The sequence below is a fragment of the Pseudomonas sp. GD04015 genome, from assembly GCF_029837675.1.
Taxonomy (GTDB): domain Bacteria; phylum Pseudomonadota; class Gammaproteobacteria; order Pseudomonadales; family Pseudomonadaceae; genus Aquipseudomonas; species Aquipseudomonas paralcaligenes.
This window is the reverse complement of record NZ_JAOEEE010000001.1, coordinates 247,960-271,433: the sequence shown is the minus strand read 5'-3', so window position 1 is coordinate 271,433 and position 23,474 is coordinate 247,960. Positions and strand designations below refer to the sequence as shown.

The 23,474-nt window shown below is 66.9% G+C and carries 28 protein-coding genes and 1 pseudogene; 9 read left to right on the top strand and 20 right to left on the bottom strand.

What is annotated here, in order from left to right; translation table 11 throughout:
- Positions 1-53: 53 nt before the first annotated feature.
- The 6 genes from N7640_RS01380 to xerD form a co-directional block, all read right to left on the bottom strand.
- Positions 54-359: a ribbon-helix-helix domain-containing protein gene (locus N7640_RS01380; protein ID WP_279903103.1), complete on the bottom strand. Its 306-nt coding sequence runs from the start codon at positions 357-359 to the stop codon at positions 54-56.
- A gap of 142 nt (positions 360-501) precedes the next feature.
- Complete coding sequence (locus N7640_RS01375) at positions 502-1,068, bottom strand: DJ-1/PfpI family protein (protein WP_279903104.1); 567 nt, start codon at positions 1,066-1,068, stop codon at positions 502-504.
- Positions 1,069-1,619: 551 nt separating this feature from the next.
- A complete protein-coding gene (gene thrC / locus N7640_RS01370) occupies positions 1,620-3,029 on the bottom strand; it encodes a threonine synthase (RefSeq protein WP_279903105.1) in 1,410 nt (469 codons plus the stop codon).
- 11 nt (positions 3,030-3,040) lie between these two features.
- A complete protein-coding gene (locus tag N7640_RS01365) occupies positions 3,041-4,345 on the bottom strand; it encodes a homoserine dehydrogenase (RefSeq protein WP_220815438.1) in 1,305 nt (434 codons plus the stop codon).
- Positions 4,346-4,457: 112 nt separating this feature from the next.
- Positions 4,458-5,186 carry a thioredoxin fold domain-containing protein gene (locus tag N7640_RS01360; RefSeq protein ID WP_220815439.1) on the bottom strand — a complete coding sequence of 243 codons (729 nt, stop codon included), beginning with the start codon at positions 5,184-5,186 and terminating at the stop codon, positions 4,458-4,460.
- Between the two features lie 137 nt (positions 5,187-5,323).
- Positions 5,324-6,220, bottom strand: a complete 897-nt coding sequence (gene xerD, locus N7640_RS01355; RefSeq protein ID WP_279903106.1) for a site-specific tyrosine recombinase XerD — start codon at positions 6,218-6,220, stop codon at positions 5,324-5,326.
- Between the two features lie 78 nt (positions 6,221-6,298).
- On the opposite strand from xerD, the gene N7640_RS01350 reads away from it, so the two are divergent.
- Positions 6,299-8,098, top strand: coding sequence for a sodium:proton antiporter (locus N7640_RS01350; RefSeq protein WP_279903107.1), 1,800 nt, complete (start codon positions 6,299-6,301; stop codon positions 8,096-8,098).
- 24 nt (positions 8,099-8,122) lie between these two features.
- Here the strand turns inward: N7640_RS01350 and N7640_RS01345 are convergent, their stop codons facing one another.
- The 6 genes from N7640_RS01345 to ffh all read right to left on the bottom strand — a co-directional run bounded on the left by N7640_RS01345 (position 8,123) and on the right by ffh (position 12,144).
- Positions 8,123-8,533 carry an acyl-CoA thioesterase gene (locus N7640_RS01345; RefSeq protein ID WP_220815442.1) on the bottom strand — a complete coding sequence of 137 codons (411 nt, stop codon included), beginning with the start codon at positions 8,531-8,533 and terminating at the stop codon, positions 8,123-8,125.
- A 148-nt stretch (positions 8,534-8,681) separates the two neighbouring features.
- Positions 8,682-9,032 (bottom strand): 50S ribosomal protein L19, encoded by a 351-nt coding sequence (gene rplS, locus N7640_RS01340; protein ID WP_220815443.1) that lies wholly within the window; start codon positions 9,030-9,032, stop codon positions 8,682-8,684.
- Between the two features lie 40 nt (positions 9,033-9,072).
- Positions 9,073-9,834, bottom strand: a complete 762-nt coding sequence (trmD, locus tag N7640_RS01335; protein ID WP_279903108.1) for a tRNA (guanosine(37)-N1)-methyltransferase TrmD — start codon at positions 9,832-9,834, stop codon at positions 9,073-9,075.
- A gap of 11 nt (positions 9,835-9,845) precedes the next feature.
- The gene (gene rimM / locus N7640_RS01330; RefSeq protein ID WP_220815445.1) at positions 9,846-10,379 is read right to left on the bottom strand and encodes a ribosome maturation factor RimM; all 534 of its coding nucleotides are present in this window, start codon (positions 10,377-10,379) and stop codon (positions 9,846-9,848) included.
- Between the two features lie 5 nt (positions 10,380-10,384).
- Positions 10,385-10,636, bottom strand: a complete 252-nt coding sequence (gene rpsP, locus N7640_RS01325) for a 30S ribosomal protein S16 (RefSeq protein WP_220815446.1) — start codon at positions 10,634-10,636, stop codon at positions 10,385-10,387.
- Between the two features lie 134 nt (positions 10,637-10,770).
- On the bottom strand, positions 10,771-12,144 hold the full coding sequence (gene ffh / locus N7640_RS01320) for a signal recognition particle protein (RefSeq protein WP_279903109.1): 1,374 nt from the start codon (positions 12,142-12,144) through the stop codon (positions 10,771-10,773).
- Between the two features lie 143 nt (positions 12,145-12,287).
- On the opposite strand from ffh, the gene ccsA reads away from it, so the two are divergent.
- Positions 12,288-13,088 (top strand): cytochrome c biogenesis protein CcsA, encoded by an 801-nt coding sequence (gene ccsA / locus N7640_RS01315; protein ID WP_220815448.1) that lies wholly within the window; start codon positions 12,288-12,290, stop codon positions 13,086-13,088.
- Between the two features lie 184 nt (positions 13,089-13,272).
- Positions 13,273-13,968, top strand: a pseudogene (locus N7640_RS01310) (transporter associated domain-containing protein); the annotation flags it as partial.
- Between the two features lie 34 nt (positions 13,969-14,002).
- On the opposite strand, the gene N7640_RS01305 reads toward N7640_RS01310, so the two are convergent.
- Genes N7640_RS01305 through N7640_RS01285 form a run of 5 tightly spaced genes read right to left on the bottom strand, consistent with a single transcriptional unit; the run spans position 14,003 to position 17,306 of the window.
- Positions 14,003-14,731, bottom strand: a complete 729-nt coding sequence (locus N7640_RS01305; protein ID WP_279903111.1) for an SGNH/GDSL hydrolase family protein — start codon at positions 14,729-14,731, stop codon at positions 14,003-14,005.
- Complete coding sequence (gene purT / locus N7640_RS01300) at positions 14,728-15,909, bottom strand: formate-dependent phosphoribosylglycinamide formyltransferase (RefSeq protein WP_279903112.1); 1,182 nt, start codon at positions 15,907-15,909, stop codon at positions 14,728-14,730. The genes N7640_RS01305 and purT overlap by 4 nt, the downstream gene beginning before the upstream one ends.
- A 50-nt stretch (positions 15,910-15,959) precedes the next feature.
- Complete coding sequence (locus tag N7640_RS01295; protein WP_279903113.1) at positions 15,960-16,163, bottom strand: DUF1289 domain-containing protein; 204 nt, start codon at positions 16,161-16,163, stop codon at positions 15,960-15,962.
- Positions 16,160-16,684, bottom strand: a complete 525-nt coding sequence (locus tag N7640_RS01290) for a gamma carbonic anhydrase family protein (protein ID WP_279903114.1) — start codon at positions 16,682-16,684, stop codon at positions 16,160-16,162. Before N7640_RS01290 ends, N7640_RS01295 begins: the two co-directional genes overlap by 4 nt.
- Before the next feature lie 13 nt (positions 16,685-16,697).
- Entirely contained in the window at positions 16,698-17,306 is a 609-nt protein-coding gene (locus N7640_RS01285) for a CoA pyrophosphatase (RefSeq protein WP_220815454.1), read from the bottom strand.
- Between the two features lie 331 nt (positions 17,307-17,637).
- Here N7640_RS01285 and N7640_RS01280 point away from each other — a divergent pair, with 331 nt between their 5' ends.
- Positions 17,638-18,183, top strand: coding sequence for an NUDIX hydrolase (locus N7640_RS01280; RefSeq protein WP_279903115.1), 546 nt, complete (start codon positions 17,638-17,640; stop codon positions 18,181-18,183).
- 29 nt (positions 18,184-18,212) lie between these two features.
- Positions 18,213-18,452 carry a DUF2789 domain-containing protein gene (locus N7640_RS01275; RefSeq protein WP_192318279.1) on the top strand — a complete coding sequence of 80 codons (240 nt, stop codon included), beginning with the start codon at positions 18,213-18,215 and terminating at the stop codon, positions 18,450-18,452.
- Here N7640_RS01275 and N7640_RS01270 read toward each other — a convergent pair.
- Positions 18,432-19,340, bottom strand: coding sequence for a hypothetical protein (locus N7640_RS01270; RefSeq protein ID WP_279903117.1), 909 nt, complete (start codon positions 19,338-19,340; stop codon positions 18,432-18,434). The genes N7640_RS01275 and N7640_RS01270 overlap by 21 nt on opposite strands.
- A gap of 154 nt (positions 19,341-19,494) precedes the next feature.
- On the opposite strand from N7640_RS01270, the gene N7640_RS01265 reads away from it, so the two are divergent.
- From N7640_RS01265 to N7640_RS01250, 4 genes are all read left to right on the top strand, one after another.
- Positions 19,495-19,998, top strand: a complete 504-nt coding sequence (locus N7640_RS01265) for a L,D-transpeptidase family protein (RefSeq protein ID WP_279903118.1) — start codon at positions 19,495-19,497, stop codon at positions 19,996-19,998.
- A 385-nt stretch (positions 19,999-20,383) separates the two neighbouring features.
- The gene (locus N7640_RS01260; RefSeq protein ID WP_279903119.1) at positions 20,384-20,833 is read left to right on the top strand and encodes a MarR family transcriptional regulator; all 450 of its coding nucleotides are present in this window, start codon (positions 20,384-20,386) and stop codon (positions 20,831-20,833) included.
- 186 nt (positions 20,834-21,019) lie between these two features.
- Entirely contained in the window at positions 21,020-21,445 is a 426-nt protein-coding gene (locus N7640_RS01255; RefSeq protein WP_279903120.1) for an organic hydroperoxide resistance protein, read from the top strand.
- 27 nt (positions 21,446-21,472) lie between these two features.
- Entirely contained in the window at positions 21,473-22,489 is a 1,017-nt protein-coding gene (locus tag N7640_RS01250; RefSeq protein WP_279903121.1) for an alpha/beta hydrolase, read from the top strand.
- Between the two features lie 200 nt (positions 22,490-22,689).
- Here N7640_RS01250 and N7640_RS01245 read toward each other — a convergent pair whose 3' ends face one another.
- Positions 22,690-23,007 (bottom strand): YqfO family protein, encoded by a 318-nt coding sequence (locus N7640_RS01245; protein ID WP_279903122.1) that lies wholly within the window; start codon positions 23,005-23,007, stop codon positions 22,690-22,692.
- Between the two features lie 174 nt (positions 23,008-23,181).
- Positions 23,182-23,445: a CDGSH iron-sulfur domain-containing protein gene (locus tag N7640_RS01240; RefSeq protein ID WP_279903123.1), complete on the bottom strand. Its 264-nt coding sequence runs from the start codon at positions 23,443-23,445 to the stop codon at positions 23,182-23,184.
- Positions 23,446-23,474: the final 29 nt, after the last annotated feature.

Below are 23,474 nucleotides of genomic sequence, written 5' to 3'. Positions count from 1 at the left end.
TATGCGCGCTCGGTGCGCACAGCGCACCCTACGTCGAACGCCGACAAGCCCTTCTAGCGCGATTGCACCAGGCTGAGCACCTCGGCGCCCTGCTGCTGCGGTCGCTGCGCCAGGAAGCGGGTACAGCTGACCCGCAGGAAGGAGGCGAAGTTGACCACCTCCCCGCGGTACTCCATGACCTCGTCGTACAGCTTGGTGATCAGCTGGTTGGTGGTCATGCCGTCCACCTCGGCGATCTCGCGCAGGATGTCCCAGAACTGGTTCTCCAGGCGCAGGGTGGTGACCACCCCGCGGATGCGCAGAGAGCGCGAGCGCGATTCGTAGAGGATCGGGTCAGCCTTCACATACAACTCGCACATCTCATTGCTCCCGAATCTGCTGCGCGTCGGCCAGGCTGTGTTGAGAAGGGGCTCGGGCTGCTCATTTACCTTTCGTAAACTCCGCGCCCTCGCCCCTTCTCGCCTTGCCTGCCTCTAGCTCGCGAGATTCTCTCTTGTTTATTTAGCCCAGGACTTTCAGGAACGCCGCCAACCAGGCCGGATGCGCCGGCCAGGCCGGGGCGGTGACCAGGTTGCCGTCCACGTGCACGCCGTCCATCGGCACTTCCACGTATTCGCCACCGGCCAGCCGCACTTCCGGCGCGCAGGCCGGGTAGGCGCTGCAGCCACGGCCCTTGAGCACGTCGGCGGCGGCCAGCAGCTGGGCGCCGTGGCACACGGCGGCGATCGGCTTGCCGGCCTTGGCGAAGGCCTGTACCAGGGCGATCACCTCGGCGTTCAGGCGCAGGTACTCGGGGGCACGGCCACCGGGGATCAGCAGGCCGTCGTAGTCCTCGGCGCGGGCCTTGGCAAAATCGAAGTTGAGGGCGAAGTTATGCCCCGGCTTCTCGCTGTAGGTCTGGTCGCCCTCGAAATCGTGGATGGCGGTGCGCACGGTCTGCCCGGCACTCTTGTCGGGGCACACGGCATGCACCGTATGGCCGACCATCTGCAGGGCCTGGAACGGCACCATGGTCTCGTAGTCTTCGACGTAATCGCCGACCAGCATCAGAATCTTCTTCGCCGTCATGGCAGGGCCTCCTCGGTGGATGTGACGGCAGTCTGCGCCACTTCGCCGCCCTCAGGGTAACAGCTGGCTACTACACGGGGACGCTACAAATCCCTCAATCACCCCGGAAATAGAAGCTCAGCCCGCGCAGCGGCAGGAAGTCATCAGGCAGCTCGGAGCCGGAGTCCCCGTCAGGAGGCCGAGTGGAGGTGTCGCGCAGGGGGACGAGCCGCAGGGATGCGGCGAGAGGCTTGAAGGGCCATGGATGGCCCTTGCAAGCCGGCCCCCGGAGCGGCGCCGGAAGGAGGGAACCCTTCGCGAAGCGAAGGGCCGGATGCCGGGGTGCGCTTTCTTTTGCTTACTTTTCTTTGCGCAAACAAAGAAAAGTGAGTCGCCCGGGTGGGCGAAACCAGAAGTGTCCGAACGCTCGGTAATCGGCCAGACACCGCATCCCCGGATTTCATCCAGGCTACGAACCGGCCCAACGGTGCGCACGGCGCACCCTACGAAGCACATGCCGCTCAACAACAAAAAGCCCCGCACGAGGCGGGGCTTCGGTCACGGCCAGCCGATCAGAGCGGTTTGCCGCGATTGCCGTGGGCGGCGACGAACTGCTGCACGGTCTTCAGGTCGTTGGCCAGCACGGTGCAGCGCTCGTCGCGCTGGAACAGGTCGGCCAGGTGCGGCGGAAGCGCCGGAACCGCGTCGATGCCGGCCTTCTCCACCGCTTCCGGGAACTTGACCGGGTGCGCGGTGCCCAGGGTGACCATCGGGATGGCCAGGCTGCGCCGGCACTCGCGCGCCGCGCGCACACCGATGGCGGTGTGCGGGTCGAGCAGCTCGCCGCACTCCTTGTACACCTCGGTGATGGTCTCGCAGGTCTGCTCGTCGTTCACCGCCAGGGAGTCGAACAGCTTGCGCGCCTCGGTCCAGCGGTCTTCCTCGACGCTGAAGCCGCCGCCCTGCTTGAAGGTGTCCATCAGCCCGGCGATGGCGGCGCCGTTACGGCCGTGCAGGTCGAACAGCAGGCGCTCGAAGTTGGACGACACCATGATGTCCATCGACGGCGACAGCGTCGGGTGCAGGTCGCCCTTCACATACTGGTTGCCGCTCATGAAGCGGTGCAGGATGTCGTTGCGGTTGGTCGCCACGATCAGCTGGCTGATCGGCAGGCCCATGTTGCGCGCCAGGTAGCCGGCGAAGATGTCGCCGAAGTTGCCGGTCGGCACCGAGAAGGCCACGGAACGGGCCGGGCCGCCCAGCTGCAGTGCGGCGTGGAAGTAGTAGACGATCTGGGCCATGATCCGCGCCCAGTTGATCGAGTTGACCGCCACCAGGCGGGTGCCCTTGAGGAAGCCCTGGTCGGCGAAGCTGGCCTTGACCATCTCCTGGCAGTCGTCGAAGTTACCCTCGATGGCGATGTTGTGGATGTTCTCGCCGAGGATGGTGGTCATCTGCCGGCGCTGCACCTCGGACACCCGGTTGTGCGGGTGCATGATGAAGATGTCGACGTGCTCGCAGGCCTTGCAGCCCTCGATGGCCGCCGAGCCGGTGTCGCCGCTGGTGGCGCCCATGATCACCACGCGCTCGCCGCGCTTGCTCAGCACGTGGTCGAGCAGGCGACCGAGCAGTTGCAGGGCGAAGTCCTTGAACGCCAGGGTCGGGCCGTGGAACAGCTCCAGCACCCACTCGTTGCCGTTGAGCTGGCGCAGCGGCGCCACGGCGTTGTGGGCGAACACGCCGTAGGTGTCTTCGAGGATCTTCTTGAAGTCGGCATCGGCGATGCTACTGGCGACGAACGGGCGCATCACCCGGAAGGCCAGCTCGTGGTACGGCAGGCCGGCCCAGGAGGCGATCTCCTCGACGGTGAAGCGCGGCAGGTTCTCCGGAACGTACAGGCCGCCATCGCTGGCCAGGCCGGCCAGCAGGACGTCTTCGAAATTGAGGGCCGGGGCCTGGCCGCGGGTGCTGATATAACGCATGACTCTCTACCTCAGACCAGTTGCTCGACGCGGATGCGCACGACGTTGCCGACCACGTCGGCCAGCCCCTCGAGGGCGGCGATGGCGTCGTCGATGCGTGCCTCGACGACACGGTGGGTGACCAGGATCATCGGAACCAGGCCGTCGTGCTCCTCGGCCTCCTTCTGCATGATCGATTCGATGTTGATGCCACGCTCGGACAGGATGCTCGCCACCTGGGCCAGCACGCCCGGGCGGTCCTTGGCCTGGATGCGCAGGTAGTAGGCGCTCTCGCACTCGGCGATCGGCAGGATCGGGTGATCGGACAGCGAATCCGGCTGGAAGGCCAGGTGCGGCACGCGGTTGGTCGGGTCGGTGGTCAGCGCGCGGACCACGTCGACCAGGTCGGCCACCACGGACGACGCGGTCGGCTCCATGCCGGCGCCAGCGCCGTAGAACAGGGTGCTGCCAGCGGCGTCGCCGTTGACCATCACCGCGTTCATCACGCCGTTGACGTTGGCGATCAGGCGGTCGTCCGGGATCAGGGTCGGGTGCACGCGCAGCTCGATGCCGGCGTCGGTGCGGCGCGCCACGCCCAGGTGCTTGATGCGGTAGCCCAGGGCCTCGGCGTAGTTCACGTCGGCGCTGGTCAGCTTGCTGATGCCCTCGGTGTAGGCCTTGTCGAACTGCAGCGGGATGCCGAAGGCGATGGACGCCAGGATGGTCAGCTTGTGGGCGGCGTCGATGCCTTCCACGTCGAAGGTCGGGTCGGCCTCGGCGTAGCCCAGCGCCTGGGCTTCCTTGAGCACGTCGGCGAAGGCGCGGCCCTTCTCGCGCATCTCGGAGAGGATGAAGTTGCCGGTGCCGTTGATGATGCCGGCCAGCCAGTTGATGCGGTTGCCAGCCAGGCCCTCGCGGATCGCCTTGATCACCGGGATGCCGCCGGCCACGGCGGCCTCGAAGGCGACGATCACGCCCTTCTCGCGGGCCTTGGCGAAGATCTCGTTGCCGTGCACGGCGATCAGCGCCTTGTTGGCGGTGACCACGTGCTTGCCGTTGTCGATGGCCTTGAGCACCAGTTCGTGGGCCAGGGTGTAGCCGCCGATCAGCTCGATGACCACGTCGATGTCCGGGTTGTTCGCCACGTCGAAGATGTCGGCGGTGATGGGGGTGGCACCGGTTTCACACTTCGGGTTGGGGCGACGGGCGGCAATCTGCGCGACTTCGATTCCACGCCCGGCACGGCGGGCGATCTCCTCGGCGTTGCGTTTGAGTACGTTGAAGGTGCCGCCACCGACGGTCCCCAGCCCACAGATGCCCACTTTCACCGGTTTCACGTTGTCTTCCCCATCTGCCTACACGAAACGGCCGGGGCGAACCCCGGCCGCATACAAAAGAGCCGCACTTTACGAAGCGCCACAACCCAGGTCAATCGGGCCGACCGCCTGATTACTTGGCCTGCAGGGCAACTTCGGCCAGTTGCGGAGCCGGCTGGTAGCCCGGAATCACCTCGCCGTTGCCGAGCACGACGGTCGGCGTGCCGGTGACGCCCACCAGCTGGCCCACCTCGTACTGCTTGGCGACCGGGTTGTCGCAGCTCGCCGCCGGCAGATCCTCGCGGGCCTTGGCCTTGTCCATCGCGGCCTGGCGGTCCTTGGCGCACCACACGCTGACCAGCGTGTTGTAGCCGTGGCTGCCGACGCCCTGGCGCGGGAAGGCCACGTAGCGCACTTCGATGCCGCGACGGTTGAGCTCGGGCACTTCGCTGTGCAGCTTCTGGCAGTAGCCGCAGTCGGTGTCGGTGAACACGGTGATATGGGCCTTGGCCGGAGTCTTGGGCGCGAACACCACCATTTCCTTCAGGGGAATGGACTCGATTTCCTTGGCCACGCCCTTGCTCTCGGCCTGGCGGGTCAGGTTGACGGCATCCTCGCCCTTGATCTGATAGAGGTTGCCTTGCATCAGGAACTGGCCGTCCGCGCTGGCATAGAGCAGGCGACCGCCCTTGAGGTGCACCTGGTACAGGCCGGTCATCGGGCTCTCGGCGATGGCTTCGATGGGCATGTCGGGCTGCAGTTTGGTCAGGGTGGCGCGGATGGCCTGGTCGGGATCGGCGGCCAGCGCCACGGAAGCGGCGAGCCCTAGCACGGCAACGCCCAGAACACGAAAAACGGACATGGGAAACTCCTGTGACAAGCGCGCCAGCCTACCATAGAGCGCTCCGCAAGCCGACCACGGACGTCGGGCGGAACGGCAGAGCGGACGGACTGCGGCGCGACGACCGTTCGCCTGCGACGCCGTGCGTCGCAAGAGGCTCACCCCCTCGGGTGGTGCTGGGCGTGCAGCTCCTGCAGGCGGGCGCGGGCGATGTGGGTGTAGATCTGCGTAGTGGACAGATCGCTGTGGCCCAGCAGCATCTGCACCACGCGCAGGTCGGCGCCGTGGTTGAGCAGGTGGGTGGCGAAGGCGTGGCGCAGGGTGTGCGGCGACAGCGGCTTGGCGATGCCGGCCACCCGGGCCTGGTGCTTGATCCGGTACCAGAAGGTCTGCCGGGTCATCTGCTCGCCGCGCAGGCTGGGGAACAGCACGTCACTGGGCTTGCCGTCGAGCAGGAAGGGCCGCGCCTCGCGCAGGTAGCGCTCGACCCAGACGATGGCCTCCTCGCCCAGCGGCACCAGGCGCTCCTTGCTGCCCTTGCCGAATACCCGCAGCACACCCTGGCGCAGATTGACCTGCTCCAGGGCCAGGGACACCAGCTCGGTTACCCGCAGGCCGCAGGCATAGAGCACCTCGAGCATGGCGCGGTCGCGCAGGCCGATGGGATCGTCCAGCTCCGGCGCCGCCAGCAGCGCCTCGACGTCCGCTTCGGACAGCGACTTGGGCAGCGGCCGGCCGAGCTGCGGCAGCTCCACCTGCAGGGTCGGGTCCTCGGCGATCAGCCCCTCGCGCAGCAGGTAGCGGTAGAAACCGCGCAGGCCGGAGAGCAGGCGCGCGGTGGAGCGCGCCTTGTAGCCCTGCTCCAAGCGCCAGCCCAGGTGGTCGAGGATGCTCTCGCGACCGGCGTGCTGCAGCGCGCCGCCGCGCTGCTCCAGCCAGGAATGGAAGTGACCGAGATCGCTGCGATAGGCGGCGCGGGTATGCGGCGACAGCCCTTTCTCCAGCCACAGGGCGTCGAGGAAGCGGTCGATCAGGGGATGGTCGAGAACGGGCATGCGCAGCTGTATTTCGTCAGGACAGGCGCGCTAGTCTTCCATAGCCCGCAGCACCACCACCAGCGACAAGGAGTCCTGATGAGCGAATCCCATATCCTGCTCGGCCTCGGCGGCATCGGCGCCGCCGCTCTCGCCAGTCAATGGCTGGCCTGGCGCATGCGTCTCCCGGCGATCCTCTTCCTGCTGCTATGCGGCATCCTCGCCGGCCCGATCCTCGGCTGGCTGCAGCCGGAGCAGCTGTTCGGCTCCCTGCTGTTCCCCATGGTCTCGCTGTCGGTGGCGCTGATCCTGTTCGAGGGCAGCCTGACCCTGCAGCTGCAGGAACTGCGCGAGATCGGCAGCGTGGTCAGGCGCATGGTCACTTGGGGCGCCCTCAGCACCTGGGCCGTGATCGCCATCGCCACCCACTACCTGCTGGGCTTCTCCTGGGACCTGGCGCTGCTGTTCGGCACCCTGACCCTGGTCACGGGGCCGACCGTGATCGCCCCCATGCTGAGGGTCATGCGCCCACGCGCCTCGGTGGGGAACATCCTGCGCTGGGAAGGCATCGTCATCGACCCCATCGGCGCCCTGCTCGCCGTAGTGGTGTTCAGCTTCATCGTCAGCCGCGACATCGGAGCCGCCTGGAGCGAGAGCCTCACTACCTTCGCCGCGGTGATCGCCTGCGGCAGTGCCTTCGGCGCGGCGGGAGGCTGGCTGTTCGGCCTAGTCCTGCGTCGCCACTGGCTGCCGGAATACCTGGAGAATCTCGGCGCCCTGGCCGCGGTACTGGCCATCTTCATCGGCGCCAACGAACTGGTGCACGAATCCGGCCTGCTCGCGGTGACCGTGATGGGCATGTGGCTGGCAAACATGCGCGGCGTGGACGTGCGCCACATCCTGCACTTCAAGGAGAACCTCAGCGTCCTGCTGATCTCCGGCCTGTTCATCATCCTCGCCGCCCGCCTGGACCTGGCCGCCCTGCTCGCCCTCGGCCCCGCCACCCTGCTCCTGCTGGCGGTGATCCAGCTGATCGCCCGACCTCTCAACGTTGCCATCAGCACCGCCGGCTCCAGCCTGAGCTGGCGCGAGCGCGCCCTGCTGGCCTGGATCGCCCCGCGCGGCATCGTCGCGGCCGCCGTCTCGGCGATCTTCGCACAGCGCCTGCAGCAGCACGGCTACGAGCAGGCCCACCTGCTGGTGCCGCTGACATTCCTGGTCATCATCGGCACCGTGGTGCTGCAAAGCGCCACGGCACGGCCACTGGCGCGCATGCTGGGCGTGGCGGAGCCCGCCGCGCGCGGTTTCCTGATCCTCGGTGCCAACCCGGTGGCCCGCGCTGTAGGGCGGGCGCTGCAACAGCAGGGCAGCCGGGTGCTGCTGACGGACTCGAGCTGGGAGAACATCGGCGCCGCGCGCATGGATGGCCTGCCCACCTATTTCGGCAACCCCAGTTCGCAGCACGCCGACGCCCACCTGGACCTCACCGGCATTGGCCAGTTGCTGGCGCTGTCGCCCTCCGCGGAACTCAACAACCTGGCCTGCGCCCGCTTCCGCCCGGATTTCGGCAAGAACAACCTCTACTACCTGCAGAGCCCGCGCGAACAGCGGCTGAGCGAGAAGCACAGGGTCAGCGACGAACATCGCGGCCGCCCGCTGGGCCTGCCCGCCCACAGCTACGGCCAGTTGGCCAGCCTGCTGGCACGCGGCGGCGAGGTGCGCAGCACGACCCTCAGCGCCAGCTTCGGCTGGGCAGACTACCGCGCGCTGCACAGCGAGCGAGCGGTCGTGCTGCTGGCCTTCGATCCGCGAGGCTGGGTGCACGTGGCCTGCGACCCGCTGCCGTTCGAACCCGGGGCCGGCTGGACGCTGCTCGCCCTGATCGAGGCCGATACCTGAGAAAGGCGCCCGAAGGCGCCTCTCTCAGGCGAAACCCGGCAGCACCGGCACCGGCTTCTTGTCGTCGCCGATGGCGACGAAGCTGAATACACCGCTGATGGCCTTCTCCCGGCCGCCGCAGTACATACCCTCGACGAACACTTCCACCTCGACCTTGAGGCTGGTGTTGCCGACCGCGATCACCCGACCAATGAGCTCGACGATGGAACCGGCGGGAATGGCGTGCTTGAAGTCGATGCGGTCGCTGGACACGGTCACCAGCGGCAGGCGGCAGAAGCGCGTCGCGGCGATGAAGGACACTTCGTCCATCCAGGCCAGCGCAGTACCGCCGAACAGCGTGTTGTGATGGTTGGTGGTCGGCGGAAACACCGCCTTGGCCACGCGGGTTTCCGACAGGTCGGTGCGACGCTGGATCTCTTGCTCTCTCGGGGTCATGCCACTACTGCTCTCGATGGGATGTGGCTGCCTGTGCTGCGTTGTACTTGTTGTCGCTCGGCAGGAATCGGGTTCGCCGGTCAGCGAGCCCCAGAAACGAAAAAAGCAGCCCGGAGGCTGCTTTCTTCTGCTCGGAAGAGCTGTCCGATCAGGACAGTTTTTCCTTGATGCGAGCCGCCTTGCCGGACAGGTCGCGGAGGTAGTACAGCTTGGCCTTGCGCACGTCGCCGCGGCGCTTGACGCTGACGCTGTCGATCAGCGGGGAGTAGGTCTGGAAGGTACGCTCGACGCCCACGCCGCTGGAGATCTTGCGCACGGTGAAGGCGCTGTTCAGGCCGCGGTTGCGCTTGCCGATGACGACGCCTTCGAAGGCCTGCAGACGGGAACGGTCGCCTTCCTTCACCTTCACCTGGACGATGACGGTGTCACCCGGGGCGAAGGCCGGGATTTCTTTGTTCATCTGCTCGGCTTCGAGCTGCTGAATGATCTTGTTGGTCATGCTGTGCTCCTAAGACAAACCACGGTTTGCCATCGATACGTTAACTATCGTCCCGCTGGCGGATGTATTCCTCCAGCAGCTTCTTCTCTTCTCCAGAAAGCGAGCGGCTATCCAGAAGATCGACTCGGCGCTCCCAGGTCCGACCGAGGGACTGTTGGAGACGCCAGCGCCGGATGTGTTCGTGGTTGCCGCTGAGCAGCACGTCCGGAACACGTTTGCCTTCGTACACCTCGGGTCGGGTGTAGTGCGGGCAATCGAGGAGGCCATCGCTGAACGAGTCCTCCTCGGCGGAATCTGCATGCCCGAGCGCGCCCGGCAGCAACCGCGTTACAGCATCGATCAGCACCATCGCCGGAAGCTCACCGCCGGAGAGGACGTAATCGCCGATCGACCATTCCTCATCGACATGCGCCTCGATGAAGCGCTCGTCGATGCCTTCGTAGCGGCCGGCGATGAGAATCAGCGCCTGCTCGCCAGCCAGTTCACGAACCCCCTGCTGATTCAGCTGGCGGCCCTGCGGCGACAGGTAGATCACCTTCGCTGCGTCCCCCGCATCGGCCTTGGCCGCAACCAGAGCCTCTTCCAGGGGCTTGATCTTCATCACCATGCCGGGGCCGCCGCCGAAGGGGCGATCGTCCACGGTCTGGTGGCGGTCGTCGGTGTAGTCGCGCAGCTGCCGGCAGTTCAACTGCAGCAGCCCCTGCTTCACCGCACGACTGGTAATGCCGTACTGACTGATGGCGGCGAACATCTCCGGGAAGATGCTGATGACTTCGACACGCATGGCCACTCGCTCAGGCAAGAGCCAGGGGCTCAGAAGTCCGCGTCCCAGTCCACCCGCATCTCGCCGGCGGCCAGGTCGACCCGCTGCACGCACTGCTCGGTATACGGCAGCAGGCGCTCGCGATCATCCAGGCTGCCCGGACAGGGCTTGACCACCATCACATCGTTGGCGCCGGTTTCCAGCAGGTGATCGAGACGCCCGAGCAGTTGCCCTTGCAGATCGATCACTTTCAGCCCTACCAGTTGGTACCAGTAGAACTCGCCTTCTTCGAGGTCGGGCAACTGCTCGCGGGGAACACAAATGTCGAAACCCGCGAGAGTGCGTGCCACTTCGCGGTCATCGAGTCCCTTGAGCTTGGCTACCAGCACCTTGCCTTGCAGGCGGCCGCTGACCAGCTCCATCTGCCTGACCTCACCGTCGCGCTTGAGCGTCCAGTGGCGGTAGTCGAGCAGATTGTCGATCGGGTCGGTGAAGGAATAGATCTTCACTTCCCCACGCACGCCGTGCACCGAAGTGATCTTGCCGAGAACGACCAGGTCCTCGGCGGGCGGCGTAGCGTTCATATCACTCAAGCTGCGGACTTGGCAGCTTCCTTCAGCAGCTGAGCAACACGCTCAGACGGCTGAGCGCCCTGGCCGAGCCAGTAGGCAGCGCGCTCCTGGTTCACGGAGAGCTTCACTTCGGCACCGGTGGCGACCGGGTTGAAGAAACCGATGCGCTCGACGAAGCGACCATCGCGCGCATTGCGGCTGTTGGTCACGGTCAGGTGGTAGAAGGGGCGCTTCTTGGAGCCGCCACGAGCAAGACGGATGGTTACCATTGAACTTCGTTCCTGTAATCGGTGCTAACTTGAGGCACACACTTTGAGGGGCCTAGGCCCGAAAGGCCGCATATTCTAAGGATTATCCGGCCGTTTGCAAATCTCTTTTTCGGCCACCCATCGGCGGCCCGTCATCACAGCTTGGGCACGCCACCCGGCATCATGCCGCCGAGACCGCGCATCATCTTGGCCATGCCGCCCTTGGCGGTGAATTTCTTCATCATCTTCTGCATCTGCTTGTGCTGCTTGATCAGCCGCCCGACATCCTGCACCTGGGTGCCGGAGCCGAGGGCGATGCGGCGCTTGCGCGAGCCGCTGATCAGTTCCGGATCGCGACGCTCGGCAGGGGTCATGGAGCCGATGATCGCCTCCATCTGCTTGAACTGCTTCTCCGCCGTGCCCTGAGCGCCGGCCATCTGCGACAGGTTGACCCCGCCGATGGACGGCAGCTTGTCCATCAGGCCGCCGAGGCCACCCATGTTCTTCATCTGCTGCAGCTGGTCGCGGAAGTCTTCGAGGTCGAAGCCCTTGCCCTTCTTCAGCTTCTTGGTCAGCTTCTCGGCCTTCTCGCGGTCGAGGGTCTGCTCGGCCTGCTCGATCAGGCTGAGCACGTCGCCCATGCCGAGGATGCGCGAGGCGATGCGGTCCGGGTGGAAGGGCTCCAGTGCCTCGCTCTTCTCGCCCATGCCGATGAACTTGATTGGCTTGCCGGTGATCTGCCGCACGGACAGCGCGGCACCGCCACGGGCGTCGCCGTCGACCTTGGTCAGCACCACGCCGGTCAGCGGCAGGGCGTCGCCGAAGGCCTTGGCGGTGTTGGCGGCGTCCTGGCCGGTCATGGCGTCGACCACGAACAGGGTCTCGGCCGGCTTGATCGCGGCGTGCACGGCCTGGATCTCGGCCATCATCTCTTCGTCGATGGCCAGGCGGCCGGCGGTGTCGACGATGACCACGTCGATGAACTTCAGCTTGGCCTCGGCGATCGCCGCCTGGGCGATGGCCACCGGTTTCTGGCTGATGTCCGAGGGGAAGAAGGTCACCCCGACCTCGCCGGCCAGGGTCTCCAGCTGCTTGATCGCCGCCGGGCGGTAGACGTCCGCGGACACCACCATCACCGACTTCTTCTTGCGCTCCTTGAGGAAGCGCGCCAGCTTGCCGGCGGTGGTGGTCTTGCCCGCGCCCTGCAGGCCGGCCATCAGCACCACGGCCGGCGGAGTCACGGCCAGGGCGAGGTCCTCGTTGGCCGCGCCCATCAGCTCTTCCAGCTCGGCGCGGACAATCTTCACGAAGGCCTGGCCCGGGGTCAGGCTCTTCGATACCTCGGTGCCGACCGCGCGTTCCTTGACCTTGTTGACGAAATCCTTGACCACCGGCAGGGCGACGTCGGCCTCGAGCAGGGCCATGCGCACCTCGCGCAGGGTGTCCTTGATGTTGTCCTCGGTCAGCTTGGCCTTGCCGGTGACATGGCGCAGCGTCTGTGACAGGCGGTCGGTTAGGTTCTCGAACATGCGCGATCCTTTGAACGGGGTACTTGCGGCAAGCCGCGGAGTATAACCAACTGGCAGGGCCGCCGACACCGCCGGCGGTCTTTCGTGAAACGCTTCTTATGTGCCACACTCACGGCCTTTCGGGCCCAGCCATACACGGATTTATGCACCCTCTGCTGCCCAGTCTCGCCGCCGCCGGCCTCTACGCCGGCGCCACCCTCTACCAGGGATTGCGCTTCGGCCGCCAGCAGGCGCCGGACAAGCGCCTGCTGGGCCTGCTCGGCGCCCTCGCCCTGGTCGCCCATGCGGTCAGCCTCACGCTGCAGCTGCTGCCGGGCGCTGGCCTCAATCTGGACTTCTTCAACGCTTCCAGTCTGATCGCCTGCGCGGTGATCGCCCTGACCCTGCTCGGCTCCGCGCGCATCCCGGTGGAGAACCTGCTGTTGCTCCTGTTCCCCCTCGGCGCGCTGACCGTGCTGCTGGCGGAGTTCGTGCCGGGCGGCACCAGCCAGCCGATCAACGAGGCGCCGGGCATCCTCGCCCACATCCTGCTGTCGATCCTGGCCTATGGCCTGCTGACCATCGCCATGTTCCAGTCGCTGCTGCTGTCGCTACAGGACCACCAGCTCAAGCACAAGCACCCGTCCGGGCTGATCCGCAACTTCCCGCCGCTGCAGACCATGGAGAGCCTGCTGTTCGGCTTCCTCTGGGCCGGCTGGCTGCTGCTGTCGCTGTCGCTGGTGTCCGGCTGGCTGTTCGTCGACAACCTGCTGGCCCAGCACCTGGCGCACAAGACCCTGCTCTCCTGCCTGGCCTGGCTGGTGTTCGCCGTGCTGCTGTGGGGCCGCCACCAGCTCGGCTGGCGCGGGCACAAGGCGATCCGCTGGACCCTCGCCGGCTTCTGCCTGCTGATGCTGGCCTATTTCGGCAGCAAGCTGGTCCGCGAATTCATCCTGCATATCTGACGCCATGAACCTCGCCCCCTACGAATGGTGGCTGCTGGCGGCGATCCTGATCGCCGGCGGCGTGCTGCTGGCCCGTGAACGCCTGCCCCTCCTCACCCGCCGCGCCGCCGGCGGGGCGCAGGTGCAGGACGCCGGCGAGCGCCGGCACCTGCCCGAAGAAGCCCGCGAGCGGCGCCAGCACGCCCTGCTGCAACTGCTGGAGCTAGAGAACGTCACGGTCAACGACATCATGATCCCGCGCGGCGGGGTCATCGGCATCGACCTCGACGCCCCGCTGGCGGAGATCATCGAGCTGCTGCGCCGGGTCGATCACACCCGGCTGCCGGTGTACCGCGGCGGCATCGACCAGATCGAGGGCATCGTCCACATGCGCCGCCTGGCCGCCCTGCTGACCCGCGACCAGCTCAGCCACGAGGCGCTGCTGGCCAGCTGCGTGCCGCCCTACTTCGTGCCCGAGGGCACACCACTGGCCACCCAGTTGGTGAACTTCCAGAAGGAGAAGCGCCGCCTCGGCCTGGTGGTGGACGAGTACGGCGACATCCAGGGCATCGTCACCTTGGAAGACCTGCTCAACGAGATCATCGGCGACTTCAGCTACGAGGAAGACGCCGACAATCCGGAAATCCAGGCCCAGGGCGACGGCAGCCAGGTCATCGACGGCGCCGCCAGCATCCGCGAGATCAACAAGAGCCTGGGCTGGCGCCTGCCCAGCGACGGCCCGAAGACCCTCAACGGCCTGGTCACCGAGGCGCTGGAAAGCATCCCCGACAGTCCGGTGTGCCTGAAGATCGGCCCCTACCGCCTGGAAATCCTCGAAGCCAACGAGAACCGCGTGCTGAGCGTGCGCGCCTGGCGCGCCCGGCCGGGCACGCGCTACTAGCCGTTCGCCCGGTGCGCGCGGCGCACCCTACCTCTCAACGCAGCCCGCCGAGGCGCTCGGCCAGGTGCTCGGCCCAGACGCGGTAGCCCAGGGCCGAAGGATGGTAGCCGTCGCGCGCCAGGTAGTCCGGGCTGAAGCGCAGCGCCACCGGCGCGTACTCGGCCCGTTCCTCGGCGCTGACCCGGCGCAGCGCCGCATCGAGCAGCGCCGCGCGCCGTCCCAGCAACTGCCGCAGCAGCCAGGGCAAGGCGCTGAAATGCTGGATCGGCGGCACGCCGGTGAACACCACCTTCCCGCCCCGCTCGCTCAAGGCGCGGCTGAGCGAGCGCAGCGAATCCTCCCAGCGCGCCAGCGAACTCAGGTGGGTGGTGTCGTTGACTCCGAACACCAGCAGCACCAGATCGGCCGGCTCCGCCAGCGCCACCGGCAGCAGGCGCTCGCCGGCCTCGGCGGCGGTGATGCCGTTCTCGCCGCAGGCGCGCCAGGCCACTGGCCGCCCCTCGCGCAGGGCCAGTGCCCGGGCCAGCTGCCCGGCCAGCGCCACTTCCTGCGCCTCGACACCGACCCCGGCCACGGTGGATTCGCCGACCAGCAGCAGGCGCAGGGGCTCGCCCGCCAGCTCGGCGCCGGCCAGGCCACTCTGCTCCCCGCCCGCCGGCGGCAGGCGCAGCGCCGTGCGCCGGGTGTGGATCGCCAGGGGCAACACGAGCGGCAACGCCGCCAGCGCCAGCCCCCACCACAACCCGGCGCGCAGGCGGCTCACAGCTCGACCTTGACCGCCTCGGACGCGCGCACCGCCTTGGCCCGCGCCGCATCCACGCTCTCGTCGCGGGCCAGGGCCACGCCCATGCGCCGCTGGCCGCTGACTTCCGGCTTGCCGAACAGGCGCAGCGCGGTGTCCGGCTCGGCCAGGGCGGCGCCAAGATTAGCGAAAGCCACCTGGCGCGATTCGCCCTCGACCAGGATCACCGCGGAGGCGGATGGGCCGAACTGGCGGATCGCCGGGATCGGCAGGCCGAGGATGGCCCGCGCGTGCAGGGCGAACTCGGACAGGTCCTGGGAGATCAGGGTGACCAGGCCGGTGTCGTGCGGACGCGGCGACACTTCGCTGAACCACACCTGGTCGCCCTTGACGAACAGTTCCACGCCGAACAGGCCGCGCCCGCCGAGAGCCTCGGTCACCGCCAGGGCGACCCGCTCGGATTCGGCCAGGGCGGCGGCGCTCATCGCCTGCGGCTGCCACGACTCGTGGTAGTCGCCCTTGACCTGGCGATGGCCGACCGGCGCGCAGAACGAGGTACCTCCGACGTGGCGCACGGTGAGCAGGGTGATCTCGTAGTCGAAGTCGATAAAGCCTTCCACGATGACTCTACCCTTGCCGGCGCGCCCGCCTTCCTGGGCGTAGTCCCAGGAGGCCTGCAGGTCGGCGTCGCTCTTCAGCACGCTCTGGCCCTTGCCAGAGGAACTCATGATCGGCTTGACCACGCAGGGGTAGCCGACCGAGCACACCGCCTCGGTGTAGGCCTCGTAGGTGTCGGCGAAGTGGTACGGCGAGGTCGGCAGGCCCAACTCCTCGGCGGCCAGGCGGCGGATGCCCTCGCGGTTCATGGTCAGCCTGGCGGCGCGGGCGGTGGGCACCACGGTGTAGCCCTCGGCTTCCAGTTCCACCAGGGTGTCGGTGGCGATGGCCTCGATCTCCGGCACGATGTAGTGCGGCTTCTCCGCCTCGATCACCGCGCGCAGGGCGGCGCCGTCGAGCATGCTGATCACGTGGCTGCGGTGCGCCACCTGCATGGCCGGGGCGTCGGCGTAACGGTCGACGGCGATCACCTCGCAGCCCAGGCGCTGCAGTTCGATCACCACTTCCTTGCCCAGCTCGCCGGAGCCACAGAGCAGGACGCGGGTCGCGGTGGGCGACAGGGGGGTACCGATACGGGGCATCAAGACATCCTCGAATGAAAAACGCGGTGAAGGGTGAAAGGCAGGGGAAATCAGTGGCCGGCCGGCTGCAGCAACTGGCCGGCGGCGCGGGCGCGCTCCAGGCACAGCGCCAGGACTGCGCGCCGCTCGTGGTTGTCCATCCGGCCCCAGCGGGTGATCTCGGCCGCGGTGCGCTGGCAGCCGATGCAGATGTCCTGCTCGTCCAGCGCGCAGATGCTCACGCAGGGCGACTTGACCGGGCGCTCGTCGCTCACGCCTCGTCCTCGGCCAGGTCGCGGGCGTAGCGCTGGGCGTTGTGCACGTAGTGGGCGGCGCTGCCCTCGAGCATCTTCTTCTGCTGTTCGTTGAGTTCGCGCACCACCTTGCCCGGGCTGCCCATCACCAGGCTGCCGTCGGGAATCTCCTTGCCCTCGGGGATCAGGCTGTTGGCGCCGATGATGCAGTACTTGCCGATCTTGGCGCCGTTGAGGATCACCGCGTTGATACCGATCAGGCTGTAATCGTCCACCGTGCAGCCGTGCATCATCACGTTGTGGCCGACGGTGACGCCCTTGCCCAGGGTCAGCGGGAAGCCCATGTCGGTGTGCATCACAGTGCCGTCCTGCACGTTGCTGTTCTCACCGATGAGGATCAGTTCGTTGTCGCCGCGCAGCACGGCGCCGAACCAGACGTTGGCGCCCTTCTCCAGCTTCACCTTGCCGATCACGCTGGCGGTGGGCGCGATCCAGCTCTCGGGATGGGTCTCGACACGGGCATCGCCCAGGCGGTACTTCATGGGGTGTCTCCTCTCAGACCTTGATGATCCGGACCGACGGCTGCGGTGGCCTCTCCAGGTCGATGCCGGCGTCGAACGCCAGGTTGACCAGCTCGACGATCATCACCGCCGTCAGGCCCCAGATCTTGTAGTTGTCGTAGTGGTAGCAGGGCACGTACCAGCTGCGCCCCTCGTAGTCGATGCGGTGGGTGACCTCGGGCGGGCTCTCGATGAAGAAGCGCAGCGGCACCGAGAACACCGCGGCGATCTCGTCGTCGTTGGGCCGGTACTCGACGTAGTCCGGCACCACCCCGACCCAGGGCGTGACGCGGATGCCGAAGCGCGACACCAGCGGGCTGAGCGGGGCGACCATTTCCACCAGGCCGGGCGGCAGGCCGACTTCCTCCTCCGCCTCGCGCAGCGCGGTGAAGGCCAGGTCGATGTCGTCCGGGTCGCGCCGCCCGCCGGGGAAGGCCACCTCGCCACCGTGGGTGGACAGGCCGCTGGCGCGCAGGGTCAGCACCAGTTCCGGCTCGTCGCAGCGGGTCAGCGGCACCAGCACGGCCGCCTCGGGATGGCGCGGGTCGGTCTCCAGGCTGCGCGGAGTATGGCCGCGCACGCGCTGCAGGAGCTCGTCGAGCATGTCGATTCTCGGTTCTTCGTTATACCCGGCATCATGGCACGAAGGCGCGGAGTGCCCAAGACCTTGCGACGCTCCGCCGTCTGGAGCCAAGATGGCGAACCTGGGGTCTGTTGACGTTTCGTTCACGGCCGCGACGGCGCCTGTTGTTGCGCGGGGCTAGGCGCGAGACGCGAAGTTTGGTCGTCCAAATGAGCCGTCGAGTAACAACGCTCCGCGCAACAACAGGCCCGTCCCTTCGAGTTGCGCGCAAAATCGCGCCAGGCTAGGCGCGACTTTGCGCAGCAACGCGGTTCGCGAACGAAACGTCAACAGGCCCTAGTGGAGAGCCCACATGAAATTCTGCTGCAACTGCGGCAGCGCCGTGGAACAGCGTATTCCCGCGGGCGACAACCGCATGCGCTTCGTCTGCACGCAGTGCCACTTCATCCACTACCAGAACCCGCGCATCGTCGCCGGCTGCCTGCCGGTGTGGGGCGAGCAGGTGCTGCTGTGCCGCCGCGCCATCGAACCGCGCCGCGGCTTCTGGACCCTGCCGGCCGGCTTCATGGAGAACGGCGAGACCATGGCCGAGGCGGCCATGCGCGAGACCGACGAAGAAGCCTGCGCGCGAGTGCGCGACCTGCACCTGTACACCCTGTTCGATCTGCCGCACATCAGTCAGCTCTACGTGTTCTTCCGCGCCGAACTGGCCGACCTGGACTTCTGCGCCGGCGAGGAAAGCCTGGAGGTGCAGCTGTTCCACGAGCGGGAAATCCCCTGGAACGAGCTGGCCTTCCCCACGGTCGGACGTACTCTGGAATGTTATTTCGCCGACCGCCGCGAGCAGCACTATCCTGTGCGCAACGAGGGTCTGGCCGCCTTTCGCCCTCTCAGGTAAACGTCACTCACCCGAACGGGAGCATTGCCATGGACACCAGCAACCACCACAGCCTGCGCACCTTGTTCGAGCAGCTCGGGCTGCCCTCCAGCAACGAGGAGATCGCCGCTTTCATCCGCGACCATCAGTTGTCCAATGGCGAGAAGCTGGCCAAGGCGCCGTTCTGGACCGAGGCGCAGGCCAACTTCCTCGCCGAGTCGCTCAAGCGCGATTCCGACTGGGCCATCCAGGTCGACGAACTGGCCGTATCACTGACCCAGAAGCCCTGACAGCGACAGACGCAACAGGCTGGCCGCCGTCGCCGGATCATCCGCGTCGGTGACCAGCAGCAGGTCGTCGCCCGCCTCGCCCAGCGCGATGCCCTCCACTTTCCAGCGGCCGTCCAGCTCGGCCAACCGCCGCACCCGGCCGTCATGCCCGACCAGACCGATCACGGCGCCCAGGCAAGCGCCATCGTTGTAGCTGTCCGCCGTGTTCTCCGCCACCGCGCTGAACAGCCAGCGGCCATCCGCCAGCGCCGCTCCGTCGGTGAAGCCCAGCGCCACGCCCGCCAGCTCACCCAGTTCGAGCGGCTGGACGGCGCGAGGCGCGGGAGCACTCCCTCCGCCATTCAGCCAATCCCGCAGCTCGGCCCAGCAGTAGCGCACGGCGGCATTGGCAGCCCGGCCCTGGTTGCCACGCTGCAACAGGAGCAACTCGTCACCGAGCAGGAAGCCGCCCTCGATGTTCAGGTCGGCGAAGCGCTGCCGCAGCGGCTGATACAGCGGAGCCAGGTCGACCTGCCGAGGCCGCGCGCCCTCTGCCAGCCCCAGCAGCACGCCACGCTGGCGCTCCGGCGTCGAGCCCGACCCCAACGCCAATAGCGCTCCCTCGGGATAGCCAGCCATTGCCGGCAACAGGGCCAGCACCTCCAGATCCGGCTTGACGGCCTTGCGGGCCGCCTTCTCAATCGGCAGATCGCCCTCGAACAGACGCAGCAGCCGGCCAGGCCCCGGATCGCCAAGGGTGAACAGGCCCAAATGCAGCTCGTCATCGGCCACCACGTATAAATGCCGGTCGATGCGGACCAGCGCACTGGCTGCGCCGAGATGGGCATGGCCCAAGGGGTGATCCGCCGGGTCGAGGGTCAGGGTGCGCAGCAGCGTGGGTTGGAACATCACGGACTCCGGGATGAGATGTCAGTCGCCGACCGATGCTACCCAGCCACCATCCGGCTGACGAGGATTGAACAAGCCTGGCGCTATAGGCAGACTCCGCGCTGACAACCCGATCTCAGAATCGGGGCCAACGGAAACGCCCTCGGAACATCCCATGCGCTGGTTGCTCGCCCTACTCTGCATTACCGTGGTCAGCCTCTCCCACGCCTCCGCCGCGTCCGCCCTCGGCGGCAAGACGGTGGACAAGGTCCTCGTGCTCAAGTCCGAGCGCAAGCTGCACCTGATGGGGCGCGGCGAAGTGCTCAAGTCCTACCGCATCTCCCTGGGCAAGCAACCCAAGGGGGCCAAGGTACGCGAGGGCGACAACCGCACGCCGGAAGGCTTCTACTGGATCGACTGGCGCAAGACCAGCGACAGGTACAACCTGTCCATGCACATCTCCTACCCCAACGCCCGCGACGCGGCCAACGCGCGCAAGCAGGGCGTGCCGGCCGGCGGCATGATCATGATCCACGGCACCCCGCTGGACGACGAATACCCCGAGTGGTTCTTCGGCACCCTGGACTGGACCGAGGGCTGCATCGCCATGCAGAACGCCGACATGCGCGAAGTCTGGAAACTGGTGCAGGACGGCACTCTGATCGAAATCCGCCCCTGAGGGCGCGAAAGAGACGAGCGAGGCGCCCACGGGCTTTGTGGGAGTGGCCTTGGCCGCGATGCTTTGTTGTCAGCCCCGTTCGCGGACAAGTCCGCTCCCACAGGATCGATGGCGCTCGCCAACCATGGAAAATGCCTTAACTGATAGGCATTAGCCCACGGGCGCCCTTTTTCATGCCCTATGTCCACGCTAGTGGTTGCACATCTTGCAGGAGCGGCTTCAGCCGCGAAATTCGCGGCCATTCGGCATGCCGCCTAGCCGCTCCCATAAAGGCAGGATGGCGCTACCAGCACGTAACGGGGACACAGCCTTTTCATGCCCGCGATTTGTCGGGGGATAATTGGCGCGATAAATTGTTGCGCAGATATCGATCGGAGAGCCCGCCATGAAAACGCCCCGTTCCTGCGAGGTCCTGCGCCTGGACAACCAGCTGTGCTTCGCCCTGCATTCCACCTCGCTGCTGATGACCAAGGTCTACAAGCCGCTGCTGCAGAGCATCGGCCTGACCTACCCACAGTACCTGGCCATGCTGGTGCTGTGGGAAGGCGACGGCATCACCGTGGGCGAGATCAGCGCGCGCCTGCTCACCGACCCCGGCTCGCTGACCCCGCTGCTCAAGCGCCTGGAAGGCGAAGGCCTGATCACCCGCACCCGCAGCAGCGCCGACGAGCGCGTGGTGGAGCTGCGCCTGACCGACAAGGGCCGCGCCCTGCAGCACGAGGCCGAGCGCTTCCCCGGCTGCATCCTCGAAGCGGCCGGCCAGAGCGAGGCGCAGATCAGCGAACTCAAGGATCGCATCGTCGCCCTGCGCGACCAGCTGCAGAACGCCGTCTGACCTCACCACCCCGGCAACGCCCCTCCTCCAGCCCCCACCGCTGCGCTTATTCCTCACCAGGCGTAGCGCTAGCGCAAATTCATCTAACAAATAAATTGCGCGCAAAATAAAACGACAATAAATTTCATCCAGCGCACTTACTTAGCGCGCAAGATTTTAGACAGCAATCAAACTGGAGATCCGCTCATGCAAACCATCAAGCCCCTGTACACCGCTACCGCCACTGCCACCGGAGGCCGCGACGGCCGTGCCGTTTCCTCCGACGGTTTCCTCGACGTCAAACTGACCACCCCGCGCGAGCTGGGCGGCGCCGGCGGCGAAGCCACCAACCCCGAGCAACTGTTCGCCGCCGGTTATTCGGCCTGCTTCATCGGCGCCCTGAAATTCGTCGCCAGCCAGAAGAAGCAGGCCCTCCCGGCCGACGCCTCGATCACCGGCAAGGTCGGCATCGGCCAGATTCCCGGCGGCTTCGGCCTGGAAGTGGAACTCGGCATCAGCCTGCCGGGCCTCGACCGCGCCGTGGCCGAGGAACTGATCGCCGCCGCCCACCAGGTCTGCCCGTACTCCAACGCGACCCGCGGCAACATCGACGTACGCCTGGTACTGGTCTGAATCCGACAGGCAGCAAGGAGAACCACCATGACCATCAAGACAATCGCCGCCAGCAGCCTGCTCGCCCTGGCCATCGGCAACGCCTTCGCCGCCGGTAGCCCCGGCGTGGAACACCATACCCAGGCCTTCCTCGAGGCCCTGGAAGCCGGCGGCGGCAAGCCACTGGAAAGCCTCAGCCCGCAGGACGCCCGCGCCGTGCTGGTCGGCGCCCAGGCCTCGGTCGAGGTCGACCTCTCCGGGGTGAGCGTCAGCGAGAAGACCATCGAGGCCTCCGGCCAGTCGATCCCGCTGACCATCGTTCGTCCCGAGGGCGTGAAAGGCGACCTGCCGGTGTTCATGTTCTTCCACGGCGGCGGCTGGGTGCTCGGCGACTACCCGACCCACGCCCGCCTGATCCGCGACCTGGTGGTGAACTCCGGCGCCGTGGCCGTCTACGTCGGCTACACCCCGTCGCCGGAAGCCAGGTACCCGACCGCCATCGACCAGGCCTACGCCGCCACCCGGTGGGTCGGCGAACACGGCAAGGAGATCGGCGTGGACAGCTCGCGCCTGGCCGTGGCCGGCAACAGCGTCGGCGGCAACATGGCCGCGGTGGTCGCGCTCAAGGCGAAGGAGGCCGGCACGCCCAGGCTGCGCTTCCAGCTGCTGCTGTGGCCGGTGACCGACGCCGACTTCGAGACCGCCTCGTATGGCCAGTTCGCCCAGGGCCACTTCCTGACCAAGCCGATGATGCGGTGGTTCTGGGACAACTACACCACCGACCCGAAGCAGCGTGCCGAACGCTTCGCCTCGCCGCTGCGGGCCTCGGTCGAGCAGTTGAAGGGCCTGCCGCCGGCACTGGTGCAGACCGCCGAGTTCGACGTGCTGCGCGACGAAGGCGAGGCCTACGCGCGCAAGCTGGACGCCGCCGGCGTCACGGTCACCGCGGTGCGGGTCAACGGCATGATCCACGACTACGGCCTGCTCAACCCGCTGGCCCACGTGCCTGCCGTGCAAACGGCCCTGCGCCAGGCGAGCGCCGAGCTGAAGCAGCACCTGCGCTAGAGACAGGATCAGTCGTAGGGTGCGCCGTGCGCACCGGCAAGCTGTACATTTTCCCGGTGCGCGCGGCGCACCCTACGCATGCAGGCACAGACCCGAAATCGGCTCAAGAAAAAACGCCGCGACTCCCATGGGGTCGCGGCGTTTTTCTCAAGTGGAACAACCCTGCGGCTCAGGCCGGGGCCTCTGTCATGCAGAGCGGGTCAGAACTGCAGGTCGGATAATCGCCACACATCGAAAGCGGGCGTCTCGTAGGGATGGCTCTTCTTCATGGCCTTGACCGTGTCGTGGATCAGCTCGTCGGCCACCACCAGCTCCACCTTCCATTCCGCCACTTCCTCGATCCGGTCGACCTGACCGAGGAAGGGATCGCTGCCGGCCAGCGGGCGGAACTGGCCCTTGCCCAGGGTCTGCCAGCAGCAGCTGTCATAGTTTCCGATACGTCCCGCACCCGCCGCGAACACCGCAGCCTTCACTTCTTCCAGATGGCTTTCCGGCACATAGAAACAGAACTTGTACATCCAGCCCCTCCGAGCATCGACGAATACAGCGACCCGAGAGCCGCTCTGCCAAGGCAATACTGGCATTGTGCCTTATCCCTGGCGCGCGGCCTAGTTCGCAAGTCTGGATTGGAGTGTTGCAGAAACGAAACGTCCGGACTGGCCCTAGAGCCATTAGCCATAAGACCGACCGGTTTAATCACCCTGGGTGAAGCGGCGCCAGCGCTCTCGAAAGCCCTCGGCGGGCGGACTGTGACTGCCGTCGCAATAAGGCAGACGCCGGGACAGGCCGCAGCGACAGAGCAGCACCCGCTGCTGGCGCACGGGCTGCAGGCACAGGCCCTCGGTGCAACCGGGGGGACAATCGGGCAACACGGGCGAGCGCCCGCAGCGGCACAACAGATGGGTCTCGCCAGGGTTGATCTGGCGGACTTCGGGAAGGAGGGATTCGTCGGCCATCACGCCGCCGCGGCAGGCCCCTCGCCCTC